The 17326-nt window shown below is 54.4% G+C and carries 18 protein-coding genes; 1 reads left to right on the top strand and 17 read right to left on the bottom strand.

The genetic code is table 11. The features are described 5' to 3' along the window. Positions 1–386 precede the first annotated feature (386 nt). The gene (locus Q8W22_RS06780; RefSeq protein WP_305451896.1) at positions 387–1592 is read left to right on the top strand and encodes an MFS transporter; all 1206 of its coding nucleotides are present in this window, start codon (positions 387–389) and stop codon (positions 1590–1592) included. A 359-nt stretch (positions 1593–1951) separates the two neighbouring features. On the opposite strand, the gene Q8W22_RS06775 is transcribed toward Q8W22_RS06780, so the two are convergent. The 17 genes from Q8W22_RS06775 to Q8W22_RS06695 form a co-directional block, all read right to left on the bottom strand. Then, positions 1952–2335, bottom strand: coding sequence for a VanZ family protein (locus tag Q8W22_RS06775; protein ID WP_305413371.1), 384 nt, complete (start codon positions 2333–2335; stop codon positions 1952–1954). Positions 2336–2444: 109 nt separating this feature from the next. Then, complete coding sequence (locus Q8W22_RS06770) at positions 2445–5342, bottom strand: insulinase family protein (protein WP_305451895.1); 2898 nt, start codon at positions 5340–5342, stop codon at positions 2445–2447. Between the two features lie 149 nt (positions 5343–5491). Beyond that, positions 5492–5836, bottom strand: coding sequence for a PilZ domain-containing protein (locus tag Q8W22_RS06765; protein WP_303431488.1), 345 nt, complete (start codon positions 5834–5836; stop codon positions 5492–5494). Further along, a complete protein-coding gene (holB, locus tag Q8W22_RS06760) occupies positions 5836–6855 on the bottom strand; it encodes a DNA polymerase III subunit delta' (protein ID WP_305451894.1) in 1020 nt (339 codons plus the stop codon). Before holB ends, Q8W22_RS06765 begins: the two co-directional genes overlap by 1 nt. Continuing rightward, the gene (gene tmk, locus Q8W22_RS06755) at positions 6852–7514 is read right to left on the bottom strand and encodes a dTMP kinase (protein ID WP_303431485.1); all 663 of its coding nucleotides are present in this window, start codon (positions 7512–7514) and stop codon (positions 6852–6854) included. Before tmk ends, holB begins: the two co-directional genes overlap by 4 nt. Continuing rightward, positions 7511–8566: an endolytic transglycosylase MltG gene (mltG, locus tag Q8W22_RS06750; RefSeq protein ID WP_305413378.1), complete on the bottom strand. Its 1056-nt coding sequence runs from the start codon at positions 8564–8566 to the stop codon at positions 7511–7513. The genes tmk and mltG overlap by 4 nt, the downstream gene beginning before the upstream one ends. Then, a complete protein-coding gene (gene pabC / locus Q8W22_RS06745; RefSeq protein ID WP_305451893.1) occupies positions 8563–9396 on the bottom strand; it encodes an aminodeoxychorismate lyase in 834 nt (277 codons plus the stop codon). The genes mltG and pabC overlap by 4 nt, the downstream gene beginning before the upstream one ends. A gap of 5 nt (positions 9397–9401) precedes the next feature. Then, a complete protein-coding gene (gene fabF, locus Q8W22_RS06740; protein WP_303431480.1) occupies positions 9402–10643 on the bottom strand; it encodes a beta-ketoacyl-ACP synthase II in 1242 nt (413 codons plus the stop codon). A 74-nt stretch (positions 10644–10717) separates the two neighbouring features. Further along, entirely contained in the window at positions 10718–10951 is a 234-nt protein-coding gene (gene acpP, locus Q8W22_RS06735) for an acyl carrier protein (RefSeq protein ID WP_303431478.1), read from the bottom strand. Positions 10952–10993: 42 nt separating this feature from the next. Further along, on the bottom strand, positions 10994–11734 hold the full coding sequence (gene fabG / locus Q8W22_RS06730; RefSeq protein ID WP_305413380.1) for a 3-oxoacyl-ACP reductase FabG: 741 nt from the start codon (positions 11732–11734) through the stop codon (positions 10994–10996). Between the two features lie 2 nt (positions 11735–11736). Next, positions 11737–12675, bottom strand: coding sequence for an ACP S-malonyltransferase (fabD, locus tag Q8W22_RS06725; protein ID WP_303431474.1), 939 nt, complete (start codon positions 12673–12675; stop codon positions 11737–11739). A 195-nt stretch (positions 12676–12870) separates the two neighbouring features. Beyond that, complete coding sequence (plsX, locus tag Q8W22_RS06720; RefSeq protein WP_305451892.1) at positions 12871–13881, bottom strand: phosphate acyltransferase PlsX; 1011 nt, start codon at positions 13879–13881, stop codon at positions 12871–12873. 1 nt (position 13882) lies between these two features. Beyond that, positions 13883–14068 carry a 50S ribosomal protein L32 gene (gene rpmF / locus Q8W22_RS06715; protein ID WP_303431471.1) on the bottom strand — a complete coding sequence of 62 codons (186 nt, stop codon included), beginning with the start codon at positions 14066–14068 and terminating at the stop codon, positions 13883–13885. A 14-nt stretch (positions 14069–14082) separates the two neighbouring features. After that, positions 14083–14655 (bottom strand): YceD family protein, encoded by a 573-nt coding sequence (locus Q8W22_RS06710; RefSeq protein WP_303431469.1) that lies wholly within the window; start codon positions 14653–14655, stop codon positions 14083–14085. An 8-nt stretch (positions 14656–14663) separates the two neighbouring features. Next, the gene (locus Q8W22_RS06705) at positions 14664–15623 is read right to left on the bottom strand and encodes a S49 family peptidase (protein WP_303431467.1); all 960 of its coding nucleotides are present in this window, start codon (positions 15621–15623) and stop codon (positions 14664–14666) included. Between the two features lie 41 nt (positions 15624–15664). Next, positions 15665–16333, bottom strand: coding sequence for an HAD family hydrolase (locus tag Q8W22_RS06700; protein WP_305451891.1), 669 nt, complete (start codon positions 16331–16333; stop codon positions 15665–15667). After that, the gene (locus Q8W22_RS06695) at positions 16323–17291 is read right to left on the bottom strand and encodes an RluA family pseudouridine synthase (protein WP_303431465.1); all 969 of its coding nucleotides are present in this window, start codon (positions 17289–17291) and stop codon (positions 16323–16325) included. Before Q8W22_RS06695 ends, Q8W22_RS06700 begins: the two co-directional genes overlap by 11 nt. Between the last annotated feature and the right edge of the window lie 35 nt (positions 17292–17326).

Here is a 17326-nt window from a genome sequence, read left to right as displayed (position 1 = left end):
GTACGCCAACCATCCGACTGCAAAAGTGGATACCCTGTCTCAATAACAGCAACAGAATCCATGCCAGGGCTGACAATCTGGCCACAACCTCGTATCATTCTTGCCCGATTTACACAACAAAAATTTGTAGGATTGCCCTACATAAAGGAAATTCCTTGATGCATATCATTATGGCAATTCCAGGCAGAATCAAAATCAAACAACTACGTGAAAACCGAACGGCGACAACCCCACCAATAACTAAAAAGAGCTAGTTCGTCTTTCCCACAAACGTACCCGGTAATGGAATACCCAGGTCGTGCCAAGCGCGACCAGGTCTTGGTAACCCAGGCCAATGCAACGCCAACATAACATGGCCGATTTCACCTTCCAGACTGGATACCCGTATGTCGCTTAAAACCCTGGACGCCTTCACTCAACGCAACCTAGGCAAACTGTTTTCAGCCCAGGCGCTGGGCGGCTCTTCAGCACCGATCATCATCTCCATTGGTGGCCTAGTTGGCCAACGGCTGACCCCGGATCCCGCACTGGCCACACTCCCGGTCAGCCTGTATGGCATCGGCGTCGCCCTCGCCATGATCCCCGTCGCCATGTTAATGAAAAATACCGGACGCAAAGCCACCTACCTGATCGGGACCTTAGTGTGTGTAGTGGCCGCCGCACTAGCCGCCAGCGCCATTGCCAACACCTCATTCTGGCTTTTTTGTGCAGCACTTGGACTGACCGGGTTTTATGGTGCCTGCGTCCAAAACTACCGCTTTGCCGCCGCCGACCTGGTACCTGACAGCCATAAAGCCAACGCGATCTCACTGATTATGCTAGGCGGGTTAGCAGCTGCCATTATTGGCCCACAAACCGTTTATTGGACCCAAAACCTTTGGGAGTCTGCCCCTTTCGCTGCCAGCTTTATTGCCCAGGGCGTATTGGCACTCTTCGCCATTCCCATTTTGCTATCACTCCGATTACCGCCACCCCGCCGCCGCCACATCAGTGAGCACACCCGGTCCTTATGGCAAATAGCCAAAACCCCGGGATTTATCGTTGCTGCCCTGGCAGGTACAGTATCCTACTCTCTAATGTCCTTTATCATGACTGCCGCCCCGATCGCCATGGTGCACGAAGGTCATAGTAGCGGCACAGCCACCCTCGGCATTCAATGGCACATCCTCGCCATGTTTGCTCCCAGCTTTTTTACCGGCCGATTGATCAGCCGCTTCGGTGCCCGCTGGATCACCGCGCTGGGACTGATGCTGCTGTTCACCTCCGCCGCTACCGCCATGTCCGGGATGGAAGTGATGCACTTCTGGGGATCGTTAATCTTGCTTGGCTTAGGCTGGAACTTCGGCTTTATTGGCGCAACCAACCTGTTGACCAAGACCTACCGACCAGAAGAAAAATCCAAGGTGCAAGCCCTCAACGACTTGCTGGTATTTGGCACCGTCGCCCTCGCGTCCCTTGGTGCTGGCAGACAATTCAACCTCTACGGCTGGTACGAACTCAACCTGATCACCTTCCCCGTAATCGCCATTACCCTGCTGCTGCTTGTCGCCCTGCCATGGCTGCAAACCAATGAACCAAAATCTTTATCATAAAGCCATCGGTAGCCACGGCATGGATGCCTTTGTCATCTGACGAGCAAACTGGGAGCAGAACGCAACTGCCAATACAAATTATTTGGGGTGAAGACCAACGTCTCGATAACAAAACGATCACAGGAAATCAGCCACACCGCGGAAGAAAATTAAAAAATGATGGCCTGCAGTGGAGAAAAGTCCTCAGCGGAAACTTTTAAACCTTAAACATCACCAGCTCAAACCACAGGAAAAATTCGATCGATATCATTACGATCCAGATACCAGTCTGGCAACTAGAAGGGTGATAGCAACAGCCAGAATTGAAACAGTTGCCATCCAAAATTCACTAACAGGGCGGTGAATAAGCCATATCGGCGTTATTCACCACGAATAACAGTAGCTCCTCCCCGCCCCAGCAGCCGGTCAATCCATTTCCTCAAAGGCCAATACACGACAATCGCTGCCAGCACGCCCAGGCTGTTGGCCAGCATGTCGTCCCAGCCCATGACTCGACTGGGAAGCTGTCCCTGAATCAGTTCCATCGCGCCTCCCAGTGCCAGACAGAACAGCATAAACAATCCCTGATTGCGCAATAACTGGAAGCTGGCCAGCCCCAGTCCGGCCAACGCCATATACGCAAGGAAGTGAGCAGTTTTGTCGGATCCGGCGATGGCACTGCCGGTTTGTTTGAGCGAAGCCCAAACCACCACAACCAGTACGGCGACAAGCAAAATACGGGCGAGATAAAGCAAGATGGTCATCAGGTTGCTCTAAAAGTGGGTAAAAAAAAGCAACCAGCAGGTGGCAAACACCTACTGGTTGTGTAGTTCAAGCGTTGGTAGTGAAAAGTCTGACTTAAAAACCGATGGTCTAAAAGTCTTGTGCGGTCAGGCCCAGTGCCGCGGCAATATCCTGTGTGCCTCGTGGCGCAATCACTGCCTTGCTGCCCTCCTGCCCTTGCAGGTAGGTAGCGGCGACCCGCTGAACGTCGCTCCAGCGAATAGACAGAAGACGCTCGCGGTATTGTTGACGCAGAGCCCGGGTGCGACCACCCCGATCCATATGGAATGCCTGTTTGGCTTCTCCGGCCGGGGAGCCGGGGCGATCCATACCGCCAATCAGTCCCAGCACTGCTTGCTCAACCAGGTCATCGCCGTTGGTACGTTCCAGCACCCAGTCGATAGAAGCCGCGAAATCATCAAACGTTCCTTCTACCCGAGGATCGCGATAGGAGTAGAACTTGAAGCAGCTGCTGCTGTTGTCTTGTGTGGCACCGGCACCATAGGCACCGCCTTTTTCCCTGATGGCGGTGTGCAGGTAGGCGTTGCGCATGACACCTGCCAAGACCGACAGGGCGGCGGCGTCCTCGTTCACCATAGAGACGGTGGGCAACGCCCAGGCGCAGAAATTGACCTGGGAATCGACCATCCAGTAATTGGCGCTCGCAACGGGTGTCCAGGGCAAGTCGATGGGGGTACTGGCCGATGTCTGGGGCCACTGTTGCTGCAGTGCATCGAGGTGGATTTCCCGATATGGTGCGTCGTGAATCAGCAAGGCTTCATCCGGGCTGCTGGCAATACAGGCGTACAGGCTGTTCAGTGCTGCCGACAGCGAGGCGCCACCGTCTTGTTGTGCCTGTTTCAGTCGTTGTTTCAATTCAACCAGCTGGGGCATACCGGTCATGATATTGGTGATATTGGCGACCGGGTTCAAGGTCGACGCCGCGACTGACATCGCCAGGCTGTGACCACTGCCGGTCACACCTTGCTCGCGACGGGCTTTCATTTGCGTCATCAGATCCAGTAACCGGGCATTGTCGTCGAAAGTCGGAGTCTGCCAGGTCTCTTTCATCAGCGCGCTGAAGTCCTCTGCTTTACTGCCCAAGGCCTTACCGCTCATTACCAGGTGACCGTGCAGGTGCTGATTGCTGTCGACATCACCACGGATAGAGGCGTAGCTCGACAGGCTCCCCACCAGTGCGGTCTGCTTGATTTGTTGGGTGAGGTAATCGTTACCGCCAGCGCCCACTTCACTCCAGGCATTGGTAAACATAGGTAGCCAGCTGAGCTGTTCTGCATTGAATGCTGGCAGGCCGACAATCAGTTGCTGGTAAAGAATACCGTTGGTGCCGGTAACATATTCAGTGGTTGTCAGTGTGTCGGTGTAATGATTATCGGGGGCAACGTAGTGGATATCCGGTTTGACGTCCTCGAGAGTCACCTGGGGCAGCAAGCCGGGATCGTCTTCTGCCGCCTGGCGTTGTTGCAGCGCCTCCGCCTGGTCGCGAATGGCTTGCAGCTGTTGTTCCGTCAGGTTGGCGCGAATGGTATCCAGTCGCTGTTGTTCCAGTCGTTTGGCTTCCGCATTCAGCCCGGCGTCCGGCAACAGGCTGTAACGTACCCGATGGCGGTTGTTGAGCAGCAACCGGGTCACGGTTGCCTGCACCCAGCCTGGCTGGCTGGCGTTGGCGCGCAAGCGGGCCAGCGCCGGATCCAGATTGAGCATTGCCACCGGGTCACCATGGTGGATCGCAGCGGGCAAGGCGTTAAACACCAGTTGCAGACCGTATGGGTAATGATCGCCGCCGATTTCCCGCTGATGCAATTCCAGCTGGTGCAAGGCGGATTCAACAATGTCAGCGTCCACGCCATCGGTGGCGATCTGTTGCAGGGTGTCGAGAATTAGGGTTTCAATGGCTTGGCCGTGTTCCGGCTCACTGCCTTCGACGCCACACATAAAGCTCATTTCGTGGTTGGATTCTTCCAGCCCGCACAGCGGCGATGGTGAGCCACCCAGTTCGGTTTGTTCCAGCGCCCGGCGTAATGGCGAAGCGCTGTTATCGAGCAGAATCTGGCTGAGCAGGTTGGCTTCCAGCTGGGCGTCGAGATCAACCGAAGAGCCCAGCAGCCAACCGGTGACATGGTGGGTTTTACCGCTGAGGTCGTCGCTGTCAACGCCGTAGTATTCCTGTACGGCAACTGGCGCGGCATAACGTTGTTCTGCGGGTACGCTCCAGCGCTGGGTCTGCCGCTCAAAGCGGGACAAGACTTCGCTTTCAAGCCGTGCTTGCAGTGCGTCAACGTCGAGATTGCCAAACGTCATAAACACCGCGTTGCTGGGGTGGTAATGGCTTTTGTAAAAGCTCATCAACTGCTCGTAGCTGAGCTGGGTAATTTCAGCCGGATCACCGCCGCTGTTGAAGTGGTAGGTGGTGGTTGGAAACAGGTAGGCACTGATACCTTGCCACAGTTGTGACACCGGTGAAGACATGGCCCCTTTCATTTCATTGAACACCACGCCCTTGAAGACCAGCTTGGAGTTCGGGTCTTGCGGGTCTTCCAGTTCCAGACGATGGCCTTCCTGGGCAAAATCGAGCGGATGCAGTCGCGAGAAAAACACCGCGTCAAGATACACATCAAGCAGATTATTGAAGTCTTTGTCGTTCTGGGAAGCAAACGGATAGGCGGTCCAGTCGCTGCTGGTCATGGCGTTCATAAAGGTGTTGAGCGAGCGCCGGGTCATCATAAAGAAAGGATCACGCACCGGGAATTTTTCTGAGCCGCACAGCACCGTATGTTCAAGAATATGGGCGACCCCGGTGGAGTCTTTCGGCATGGTACGGACTGCGACCATAAAGGCCTTTTCGTCGTGATCAGACTCAAGGTGGTAATGGACCGCCCCGGTGCCGGTGTGTTCATAGTGGTGAACCACCAGGTTGAGCGACTCAACCGGTGTGGCACTCAGGTGACGAAAAGCAGAATCAGACATATACAAACCTTGTAGTGTTCAGACGACGTTCGTACTCCGTATACATCACTTTCCGGTCGCGTGCGATCGGAAGAGTGCTTGACGTGACAGAACGGGTGTCGCGCCACAGACAGGGCCGGTCAGGCCGGGCGTGTCCAGGCACATGGGTATCACATGGTGTGGGTAAGGCGTTCAGATTTCATCGCCCCGACGAGATGGGTTTCGATCCGGTCCCGTGCCATGGTGTTATCGCCAGAGAACTGGACGCCAATACCGGCCGTTTTATTTCCCTGTGCTCCCTGCGGTGTAATCCAGACAACCTTGCCTGCCACCGGCAGTTTTTCCGGGTCATCCATCAGCTTTAATAACAAAAAGACTTCATCACCCAACTTGTAGCTGCGGTTAGTTGGAATAAACAAGCCGCCTTCTTTGAGAAACGGCATATACGCACCGTACAGAACAGCCTTATCTTTGATGGTCAGCGTCAGAATACCGCTACGCCCCATATTGGCCATCAGTCTCTCCCTGGGTTGGTTACGAGTGTTTGCCACTCGATCATCAATGATTCCAGCAACAGCTGGCGATTAAAATAGCTGGCACCGGACTGTATTTGCCCTAATGTGCTGTTGATCCGGTCATGCAAGGCTATCAGTTTTGCGGGCTGCAGAGTAGATGCGTCAAAGCAGCCCAAGATGGCAGGCTCCAGCAACTGGCTGTGATCGGCCCCCATATGTGCCCGCATCAAATCAGCACTCAGCTGCCCCAACCAGGACAGAATCCCGGTCAGCTCGTCTTTTTTCCAGATGGCAACCATGGCATCGAGTGGCAAGCTGCCGTTGGACCATTGCTGCAGTTGTTGCAACCAGTGGTTATGTTGTTCATGGCGTTGTTGTTGTACCCATGCCAGAGCCGCGATCGGTGCCATCTGGTTCATGCGTAGCGCCTGTTCAGCCACCAAGGGGTCACAACCGTTGGCCTGCATCCAGTCAAGGGACTGCTGCGGCGATGGTATCGCCAGTGTCAAACGCTGGCAGCGGCTGCGAATGGTCGGCATGACCGAGCCAAGACGCTCGGTTTCGAGCAACAGGAAGCTTTCACCCGGTGGTTCTTCCAGGGTTTTAAGCAAGGCGTTGGCGGCGTTGCCATTCAAGACTTCCACCGGATGCAGGCTGACCACCTGACACGGGCTGATTTGCGGTGTTTGCATCAGAAATTCGTTGAGTTTGCGCACACCGTCGATACGAATTTGTCGACTGTCGTCTTCTGGCTGGCATTCCATAAAATCCGGATGATTGCCTGCTTGCCACAAGCGACAGCTGTGACATTCGCCACAAGCAACACTGGCATGCTGTTCAACCCGACGGGTACAGAGTAACCAGCGCGCCGTTTCCAGCGCCAGGGCGTGTTTGCCAATTCCTTCAACACCGGTAAGCATCAGTGCATGGGGCAACCCCTGCTGCTGATGCCGTTTGATCAGGCTATCCCAAAGGTCGGACTGCCAAGGATAAACATGCGACCAGTGAGAATCGCTCATAGCCCACTCAACAGGCTGAGCCGAATCGCCAACTCGGATTGAATATCATCCAGTGACTGAGTGGCATCCAGAGTAACAAAACGGGTCTGGGTCGCCGCCAGGGCTTGAAAGCCGTCTCTTACCCGTTCAAAAAAAGCCATTTGTTCTGTTTCAAAGCGATCGATGTCTTCACCGCTGATGGCTGTACGACCACGTGCCCGTGCCATTCCAACGTCAACAGGAGCATCAAGCAGCAAGGTACAGTCTGGTTCCAGTGTGCCCTGAGCCAGGTTTTTGAGCGTTTCGATACTACCCAGGTCCAGACCTCGACCAAACCCCTGATAGGCAATGGTGGAATCCGTAAAACGGTCACACAATACCCAGGTGCCCTGTGACAACGCCGGTAAAATAACCGCTTCGAGATGTTGTACCCGGGCAGCAAACACCAGCAGCAACTCGGCCATTGGCACCATGGACTCGGCATGATGGGCTTTAAGCAACTTGTTGCGAATCAGCTCGGCAATCGGTGTCCCCCCAGGCTCTCTGGTCACCATTACCTCCAGCCCGCGCTCCATCAGCCAGTCGGCACACCACTGGACATTGGTCGTCTTACCAACACCCTCCCCTCCTTCAAAGGTAATGAATTTGCCGCGTGGCGGCGGGGTGTTGGCTGAAGTCATGGTTGTGTTCCTGCGTCAGGCGATGCGGGTGAAGAAGGTGCCGCCGGTTCCGGCGTTGAACGGTAATCCGCCTTGCGGTTACGTATCTGGTATTGGTACACAGCCTTGTTGTGCTGCGCAAACGTCGCGGAGAACACGTGTGAGCCGTCCCCGCGCGCCACAAAGAACAAGGCATCACCCTCATCCGGGTGCAGTGCGGCATCCAGTGCCTGCCGACCGGCCAGTGAGATCGGGCTGGGCGGCAAGCCATGGTTGCGATAGGTGTTGTAGACGTTGCTGCGATCCAGCAGATGGCGTTTGCGCAGATTGCCGGAGAAGTCCGTTCCAAGGCCGTAGATCACCGTGGGGTCGGTTTCCAGTCGCATGCCTTTACGCAAGCGCCGCACAAAGACACCGGCTATTTGAGGACGCTCGGAGGCCACGGCGGTTTCTTTTTCAACAATCGAGGCCATCACCAGTGCCTGATAGGGCGTACTGTACGGCAGATCCTTGTCTCGCTGGCTCCATGCCTCCTGTAACTGGTTTTGCATACGCTGGTAGGCTTGGGTAATGACCGAAGAGGCTAATGCGCCACTGGGATAAACATAGGTGTCCGGATACAACCAGCCTTCGGGGTTGCCATCAATACCAAGATATTGCCCAACCTGTTCTGGCGTCAGTGGCTGGATATCCTGCTTGAGCTTGTTGGCGCTGGCGATATTGGCCAATGCATCCACCAGACGGGTGCCTTCAATCAGCCGTACCCGATAGGTGACCGCTTCGGCGGTTTCAAGCCAGGCGAGCAACTCCGGGCCAGTCAGCTGTGGCGGAACATCGTACTCCCCGGCGCGCAAGTGTTGTTTATTTAATACTCGGGCCTGGATACGTAACAGCAAGGCCGAAGGCAGCCACCCATCGGCTTCCCATTGTCGGGCTTTGCCAGTCAGGGTATCCCCCGCCTTGATCTCGATACGGACAAGGTCATCATTGCTGGCAGGTAACGTCCAGACCGCCAGGCTCAAAGCCAGCAGCAGTACTGGCAAGGTAGCGATCAACGCCAATATTTTTTTCAAAAAAGACTCTCCAGTCTGGTCTGCAACGCCCGCATGACATCCAATGCTTCAGAGGTTGGGGCATAGCTTGTCGTGTCCATTCGGGCCACCGGCACAATCCCCATCAGGCTGTTGCTCATAAACAGCGCATCGGCCTGTTTGATGTCATCCAGCGACAAGCCAGTGACGGTGACATCCAGCTGTTGCAGCAACCACTGCCGCACCACGCCATTGACACCGGATGTCACCAGTGACGGCGTCAACCATTGCCCACCACGACGGATTATCAGATTGGAATAACATCCTTCTATCACCTGTTCCTGATCGTCCAGCATCAGGCTTTCATCCCAGCCTGGCTGGAATTCTGCCCGGGCCAACACCTGCTCAAGCCGATTCAGGTGTTTTAATCCGGCCAGCCGGGGCTGCCGCCCAAGCCGTACCGGGTTCACTCCAATGGTCAACCCAGGGCACTCAGCCGACAACCCGCTCCAGCGCCACTGGGGGGCATCAAACAGGTGCAGCTGCAGATTGATCGCTGTCGGTTCGGGGATGGCATAACCTCGCGGCCCAGTGCCACGACTCAGCAGCAGTTTGACCGCCGAGTAACGATCCAGCCGTTGAGGCTCGGGCAGCGTCGCCAGTGCTTGCAAGACGTCGTCCATGGTGGCTGACGGGAAGCGCAGCGCCGTTATTCCGGCCTGTAGCCGGGCCTGATGCAATGGCCATAAAGGAATACGGCCAGCGGACAGGCGCATGGTTTCGAACAAACCGTCGCCATAGTGCAGGCCTCGGTCAGTGGCAGGCCAATCGTCCTGCCACTGACCCGCCAATCGACAAAGTACCCTAGTCACTGGTCTTAGCCGTTAAAACGCGAGAATAGCAAGCTGCCGTTAGTGCCGCCAAAACCAAAGGAGTTGGACAGTGCAATCGACACATCAGCCTTGCGGGCGGTATGCGGCACATAATCCAGATCGCAACCGTCATCCGGATTGTCAAGATTGATTGTCGGCGGAATGATGCCATCCTGAATCGTCAAAATGGTGAACATGGCTTCAATCGCCCCTGCCGCACCCAACAAGTGGCCAGTCATGGATTTGGTCGATGACACCGCCAGTTTGTAGGCATGATCCCCAAACAGCGTCTTGATGGCGTTGGTTTCGGCAATATCACCCACTTGCGTCGATGTGCCGTGCGCGTTGATATAGTCCACCTGATCCGGTGTCACACCGCCATCTCGCAGCGCATTGGTCATCGCGGTGCACGCACCTGAACCGTCTACCGGTGGACTGGTCACATGGTAGGCGTCATCGCTCATGCCCAATCCGATCAGTTCGGCATAAATATGAGCACCACGTGCCTGGGCATGTTCCAGTGATTCCAGCACCAGAATCGCTGCGCCATCACTCAGTACAAAACCGTCACGGTCTTTATCCCATGGGCGACTGGCTTTTTCCGGCTCGTCGTTATGGGTGCTCATGGCTCTTGCGGCCGCAAAACCAGCCATACCCAGCGGAGAAGACGCACCTTCTGTGCCTCCTGCCAGCATCAGGTCGGCATCGCCGTACGCAATCGTCCGGGCGGCGTAACCGATATTGTGGGTACCTGTGGTACAGGCGGTCGTAATAGCAAAATTAGGGCCCTGCAGGCCATGACGAATGGCAATATTGCCCGACGCCATATTAATCACCGCAGCGGGCACCAGGAAAGGTGACACCCGGCGAGGACCGCTTTTGGTCAGTTGCTGGTAATTCTGCTCAATGGTGTTCAGTCCACCAATTCCTGAACCAACGGCAACACCGAAGCGTGTGCGATCGAGATCTTCAGGAAATCCGGCATCCTGCATCGCTTGTTCGGCTGCCACCATTGCGTATTGCAAGAACGGGTCGAGTTTGCGTGCTTCCTTGGCCGACATAACACTGGTTACATCGAAGTCTTTTACTGACCCGACAATTCGGGTTGAATAGCTGCTGGCATCAAAATGCGTTACCGGTCCGATGCCGGATTTGCCCTGACACACTGCTTGCCAGGTTGTCGCCACGTCCAGACCCATTGGGTTAACAGTTCCCAGGCCCGTTACCACTACGCGTCGTTTCGTCATCACTGTTTTCGTTTCCCCGTCTCAGACACAAAAAAAGCCGCGTCCGAAGAGGCGGCTTTCAGACGTCGCGATTATTACAGATTCGCAACGATGTAGTCGATTGCTTCCTGAACGGTAGTCAGCTTCTCGGCATCTTCGTCTGGAATCTCAGTCTCAAATTCTTCTTCCAGAGCCATTACCAGCTCTACAGTGTCCAGAGAATCTGCACCCAGGTCATTAACGAAAGAAGAAGCTGCTTTCACTTCGTCTTCTTTAACGCCCAGCTGTTCGCAGACGATTTTTTTTACGCGTTCTTCGATATTGCTCATGTTTTTTCCTACCGTTTCAGTGTTTCGAAGGTCAGTGCGACCCTAACCCATATTCATACCGCCATTCACATGAATGGTCTGGCCTGTAATGTATTTCGCTTCGTCACTGGCCAAAAAGGCAACAGCACTGGCAATCTCGTCTGGCCGCCCCAAGCGCTTGCTTGGAATGGACGACAGGATGGCTTCTTTTTGGGCTTCAGGCAAGACGTCCGTCATGTCTGTTTTGATAAAACCCGGTGCAACACAATTAACCGTGATGTTGCGACTGGCCACTTCCTGTGCCAGAGAACGGGAAAAGCCTTCCAGACCGGCCTTGGCCGCTGCATAGTTAGCCTGACCCGCATTACCGGTAGTGCCGATAATGGAGCTGATATTAATAATGGCACCGGCTCTCGCCTTGATCATCGGTTTGACCAGTGCCTTACAGACACGGAACACGCCGGTCAGGTTGGTATTAATCACTGCATGCCACTCATCGTCGCTCATACGCAGGAACAGGTTGTCACGAGTAATACCGGCGTTATTCACCAGTACTGCGGGCGTACCATGCTCAGCAACCAGCGCCTTGAGGGCCTCACTGGTCTGTTCTGCATCTGAAATATTCAGCACCACGGCGTCGTTGTCGGCATCGATTACTTGTAATGCCTCACGAATAGCCGCTGCACCCGATTCACTGGTCGCCGTGCCGATGACCTTGTATCCTTTGCCTGCCAGGCGCTCGGCCACCGCTCGCCCAATACCCCGGGATGCGCCAGTAACCAGTGCCAGTGCCTTGTCTGTCATGCTTATTGTCCTTGAATCATGGCCATGACTGCCTGGGCGCTGGCAAGATCACCAGTACCACAGGTTGTCAGGGTTTTATCGATACGCTTGTTGAGCCCTGCCAATACCTTGCCAGGACCAAATTCAATCGCCACATCCGCTTTGCTGCGTACTGCAGCAATCGCACCCGTCCAGTCAACCGGGCTGTACAACTGATCCAGCAATTTTTCTTGCATTTCCGCCAAGGGTGCCGGTTCATTGTCAACGTTGTGATACACCGGAAATTCCGTCGCCCGCCAGTTGACGTCTGCCAGAGCACCTTTGAAATTCTGTGCCGCTGCCCGCATCAGGCTGGAGTGAAACGGGCCACTCACCGCCAATGGCAAAGCCCGTTTGGCACCGGCTGACTTGGCCAGCTCGATGGCTTTTTCAATACCAGCCATATCACCGGCAATAACAATTTGGCCAGGTGCATTAAAATTGGCCGGTTCGACCACTCCAGCTGGTTTGGCATCGTCACAAACCTGACGCAGAGTGGCTTCATCCAGCCCCAGAATCGCGGCCATGCCGCCCTGACCGGCAGGAACGGCTTGCTCCATCAGCTGGCCTCGCTGCCGTACCAGACGGACAGCATCAACAAAATCAATCGCATCAGCGGCGACCAGCGCCGAATATTCACCCAACGAATGACCGGCCGCGGCAACAATTTGCAACGCAGGACAATGAGCCTGAATCAAGCGCAACAGGGCAACACTGGACGTCAGCAAGGCTGGCTGGGCATTATAGGTCTGGTTGAGTGTTTCCGCCGGGCCATCCTGGGTCAACGCCCAAAGATCGAACCCAAGCGCTTCCGAGGCTTCTGCAAAGGTATCACCGATCAGGCTGTATTCTGCAGCCAAATCCGCCAGCATACCCACTTGCTGAGCACCCTGACCGGGGAAAATTGCGATTACTTCTGTCATATTATCAATCACCAAATCGGTTAGCTGCCGTTGTTGTAGCGGGCATGTATTGATACCAGTTGGAAACCGGTTCCAGAGGCCAAAGCACACTGATTCAAAACAAATACGGTGTCCAATAACCCGGAAGCGGCGCCATAGTAGGATTCTCGCTCGCTCCAGTAAACACCCAATTGGCACAATTTTAATGAATTTGTTTCAGGCAATCGCCTCTTGCATGGGCAAAATCTGCCTGATTAGTGCCTCACGGTCATGATTTATGGCCTGCTCAACCAAATACCCCATGGCAAATTCATAAGTAGATATATCAGATTTACCGTGGGTTTTCACCACCACACCATCAATTCCCAACAACATGGCACCGCCATGTCGAGTGGGTGCAATACGTTTGTGAATACGCTTGAACGCCTGCCGCAACAAGGGCGACACCAGCCGCAACACCCAATGCTGCTTGAGTTCGTCTTTTACCATCTGGGTGAGCCAGTCGGTCAACCCTTCACTGGTTTTCAGCGCGATATTACCGGTAAAACCATCACAGACCATAACATCCAGATCACCACGATACAGATCATCGCCTTCATAAAAACCGGCGTAGTTCTCAGGCAACAAACAGCTGAGTATCGAATCGGCAGTACGGATATCCGCCGTGCCCTTGCCAGACTCATGACCAACATTCAGCAAGCCCACATCCGGCCGCTCTATTTTCATGGAACGGCACCAGGCCACCCCCAGTACAGCAAACTGCACCAGCTGCGACGAGGTAGCTCCCAGAGAAGCCCCCAGATCTAACAGCAACAAAGGTTTGCCACGGGTCGGGATTTGCGTTGCCAGAGCAGGACGATCGATACCAGGAAGTACACCCAACAAGCGGCGAGAAAGAATCATCAGTGCACCCGTGCTGCCAACTGACAACACACCTTGCACTTCACCATCGCGATACGCACACAGAGCCATCACCATGGATGAAGACTGGCGCTTTTTAAGTACTACAGAAGGGTTTTCATCAACCGCGATACTGGTACCGCAACCTACAATCCTGATACGGTCAGAAAACTCTGCCGTGCTCCGGGTGGCTTCACCAACCCAGCCTTGCTCAACAAACAGCATCACCCTGACTTGCCGATGCTTGCCAAGCAGGTTTTTGCAGCCATAAAACGCAGCGCGGGGACCTAAGTCCCCGCCCATGGCATCTACCGCGATGGTTAACATCTTAGTTGGTGCCAGTCTCCACAACTTTTTTACCACGATAGAAACCATCATCGCTCACATGGTGACGACGGTGGATTTCACCCGTGGTTGGATCTGTGGTCAGGGCTACTGAAGCAGTATCCAGTGCATCGTGTGAACGACGCATGCCACGCTTGGATCGAGTTACTTTGTTTTTCTGAACAGCCATGATTGGCTCCTACACTATTTCTGTTTGAGCTGTGCCAAAACGTCAAACGGGTTGGGCCGCTTTTCGTTACTGATTATGTCTTCAGGCTCGGGCTGCTGAATCTGACATTCGGACTCGGGATGGGTTGGAAAAGCAGGCAGTGCCAACAGCACTTCGTCTTCCAACACCGACCACAGGTCGATCACGCCATTTTCGTCCATTTCCACAGGTTCAAGACGTTTAGGTAAATTTCTCGCCTGCTCGTCATTAAAAACCAAACCCAGTGAAAACTGACTACCAACCGCTATCTCCACTCTCCCCAGACAACGCTGGCAAGTCATGGCGACACGAGTAGAACAACTACCCACAATCATACGAAAACGTTCAGCATCTTTTTCGAAAGAAATAACGCAGTCGATCGGTGCCAGACACTGATCGACGGCTTCGTTCAGACGAGGAAGATCGGAACTGTTGATTGCTGCCTTAAACTGTTGATTATGTTCAACAAGTTTAGGTGCATCAACCCGGTGGGGTATTTGTGCCTCTGCCATAGTGCGCGAGATAATAGGTATCTCGCCTCCTGTTGTCAAAATTATTTGATTAACCAACGCCAGTATCAGCGCAGCGTAATACCCTGATCGACAAAAACACTGGAAAGCCCACGACCCATACTGGCTCCCAGGCGTCCAACCAGCTCTTCAAAACGGTTGGGCCGCAAGGTGAAGTTGACCAGGGTTTCGGTATCCAACTGTTCTCGTGCCAGTTGGCTGGTAGATGACAGGCCGTCAATCAGCCCCATCTCCAGTGCTTGTTCGCCAGACCAGATCAAACCACTGAACATATCCGGGGTTTCTTTCAGACGATCGCCACGGCCGTTGCGTACCTGCTCAACAAACTGTTTATGGGTAACTGCCAGAACGCCTTCCCAGAATTCACGCTCATCAGCACGCTCCGGCAAGAATGGATCCAAAAACCCCTTGTGTTCCCCGGCGGTGTAGCTTCTGCGCTCAACCCCCAGCTTGTCCATTACATCCACAAAACCAAAGCCGGAACCCACCACACCAATAGAGCCAACCAGGCTGGCCTTGTCGGCATAAATTTCATCGGCGGCAGCGGCAATGTAATAAGCCCCGGAAGCACCCAGGTCTACGATCACGGCATACACTGGAAAATCCGGGCGGGTTTCTTTCAGGCGCTTGATCTCGTCATACACATAACCGGCCTGTACCGGGCTTCCCCCGGGTGAGTTGATGCGCAGAATCAATCCAAGGGCATCCTGATCTTCAAATGCTTTGCGAATCCCACTGATCAGCGCATCGGCACTGGCTTCCTTGTCTGCCGCAATGGCACCTGTGACTTCAACTACCGCCGCAAATGGCTCGCCGCCAGCACTGCCCCCTGCTGCTGCATCTTCCAGTGGTGTACGGAACATCCACAGCACAACAAACAGATAGCTGAACATCAGCACCCGAAAAAATATTCCCCAACGGCGTGACCGTCGCTGTTCCTTTTGCAAGTCCATCACCAACTTGCTGATCAACTTCCACTCTTTACTGCTGTCTTCAGGACGATTCATGCATGACTTCCAATTTATTCAGTGACAACATACAGACAACTTTATTTACCAGCCGTTGATAAATGCCGGGCAAGCCAGGCATCAAGCCCGGCGATGTTATGACACATCACCAAGGGCCGACAAGCGGACAAGGCCACTTCATCGTGAGCACCGTGACTCATGGCCACACATGCCATTCCGGCAGCATTGGCCATATCAAGATCATAGGTGGTATCCCCTACCATTAACGCCCTCGATGCTGGAATTCTCAATTGCGCCAGAATTTCCTGCAGCATCAGCGGATCGGGTTTGGAGCAGGTTTCATCGGCACAACGGGTGGCAGCAAACCGGCGCCGCAACGTCAGATCATCCAGAATACGATCCAGCCCCCGCCGACTTTTACCTGTCGCAACGGCCAACAATATGCCTTGTTCCTGCAAACGCGCCAACATCGTTTCTGCCCCGGCAAACAACCCCATCGCCACCGGGCTGTCTGAGACAAAATGACGGGCGTAACACTCTTTCATCGCCGCCATGTTCTGCTCATCAATAGCTGGCCATAGTGTTGTAATGGCTTCAGGCAATCCCAGGCCAATAATATTCTGCACCTGGGCATCCGTGACCGGAGGCAAACCGATAATCCGTCCTGCTCGCTGCATACTGTCCACAATCCGCCCCGTGGAATCAGCCAGCGTACCATCCCAATCAAAAACAATGAGGTCATAGCTCATAACCACAGCCTTCCTTTATAAGTAGTCGCTCAAAATCTGCATTCGGAGGTGCCGTCAGCGACAACGCCTCTCCGGTTAATGGATGGCGAAACTCCAGTCGCAAGGCATGTAAAAACAACCGCCTGACCCCATGCTGCTGATCGATCGCCACTTGTGCACGATCCCGATATTTTTCATCCCCGGCAATGGCAAACCCCTGAAACTGGCAATGAACCCGAATCTGATGGGTTCGACCGGTGACAGGTTCCGCTTCCAGCAAGGAATAATGCGGGCCGCTCGACAACAACCGGTAGCGGGTATGCGAGGCCTTGCCTTCAGCATCCACCAACATAATGCGCTCACCGGACTGGCGCTCGGATTTTTTTAGCGGTGCCTTCACCTCAGTAACAGACAAAGGCCAGTGACCGTGTACCAGAGCCAGATAACGCTTCCGGATACCGACTTTGTTCACCAGCATTTTCTGCAACGCTACCAGCGCCGATCGTTTGCGCGCAATCATGATAATACCGGACGTATCCCGATCGAGCCGGTGCACCAGCTCCAGAAAGCTGTGATCCGGATACAACTGCCGCATGGCTTCAATCAGGCCCAGATTGACGCCACTGCCGCCATGCACCGCCAAACCATGCGGCTTGTTAATGGCAATCAGGGCATCGTCTTCATAAACAATGGCTTTTTTCAGCCCCGCCAGCAGATCTGCCGAAGCATGGCCAACCGCCTGTTCCTGGGGCAAACGCACCGGAGGAATACGTACAACATCACCCGCGGCCACACGAGAGTCGGCCTTTACTCTTCCCTTGTTAACCCGGACCTCGCCCTTGCGGATAATGCGATACACCAGCGCGCGCGGTACCTTTCCCAGCACTGCCATCAAAAAATTATCGACACGCTGGCCATCGTTATCCGTCGTCACTTCCAGCAACGACACCTTGGTGGTATCTATTTCAAACTTTGCCATATATTCAGGGTAACCACCGGCGTGATTGCTGCAAC

Source organism: Oceanobacter sp. 1_MG-2023 (genome assembly GCF_030689025.1).
Taxonomy (GTDB): domain Bacteria; phylum Pseudomonadota; class Gammaproteobacteria; order Pseudomonadales; family Oceanobacteraceae; genus Oceanobacter.
The sequence above is the reverse complement of the archived record's forward strand: the minus strand, read 5'-3'. Positions and strand labels throughout refer to the sequence as shown.

Excerpts from the sequence above, each read along its gene's own strand:
- Q8W22_RS06780 (WP_305451896.1), top strand. The coding sequence starts at position 387 with ATGTCGCTTAAAACCCTGGACGCCTTCACTCAACGCAACCTAGGCAAA.
- fabD (WP_303431474.1), bottom strand. The coding sequence starts at position 12,675 with ATGACAGAAGTAATCGCAATTTTCCCCGGTCAGGGTGCTCAGCAAGTG.
- fabF (WP_303431480.1), bottom strand. The coding sequence starts at position 10,643 with ATGACGAAACGACGCGTAGTGGTAACGGGCCTGGGAACTGTTAACCCA.
- acpP (WP_303431478.1), bottom strand. The coding sequence starts at position 10,951 with ATGAGCAATATCGAAGAACGCGTAAAAAAAATCGTCTGCGAACAGCTG.
- rpmF (WP_303431471.1), bottom strand. The coding sequence starts at position 14,068 with ATGGCTGTTCAGAAAAACAAAGTAACTCGATCCAAGCGTGGCATGCGT.
- Q8W22_RS06765 (WP_303431488.1), bottom strand. The coding sequence starts at position 5,836 with ATGGCCAATATGGGGCGTAGCGGTATTCTGACGCTGACCATCAAAGAT.
- plsX (WP_305451892.1), bottom strand. The coding sequence starts at position 13,881 with ATGTTAACCATCGCGGTAGATGCCATGGGCGGGGACTTAGGTCCCCGC.
- Q8W22_RS06770 (WP_305451895.1), bottom strand. The coding sequence starts at position 5,342 with ATGTCTGATTCTGCTTTTCGTCACCTGAGTGCCACACCGGTTGAGTCG.
- tmk (WP_303431485.1), bottom strand. The coding sequence starts at position 7,514 with ATGACTTCAGCCAACACCCCGCCGCCACGCGGCAAATTCATTACCTTT.
- fabG (WP_305413380.1), bottom strand. The coding sequence starts at position 11,734 with ATGACAGACAAGGCACTGGCACTGGTTACTGGCGCATCCCGGGGTATT.
- holB (WP_305451894.1), bottom strand. The coding sequence starts at position 6,855 with ATGAGCGATTCTCACTGGTCGCATGTTTATCCTTGGCAGTCCGACCTT.
- Q8W22_RS06775 (WP_305413371.1), bottom strand. The coding sequence starts at position 2,335 with ATGACCATCTTGCTTTATCTCGCCCGTATTTTGCTTGTCGCCGTACTG.
- Q8W22_RS06700 (WP_305451891.1), bottom strand. The coding sequence starts at position 16,333 with ATGAGCTATGACCTCATTGTTTTTGATTGGGATGGTACGCTGGCTGAT.
- Q8W22_RS06705 (WP_303431467.1), bottom strand. The coding sequence starts at position 15,623 with ATGAATCGTCCTGAAGACAGCAGTAAAGAGTGGAAGTTGATCAGCAAG.
- Q8W22_RS06695 (WP_303431465.1), bottom strand. The coding sequence starts at position 17,291 with ATGGCAAAGTTTGAAATAGATACCACCAAGGTGTCGTTGCTGGAAGTG.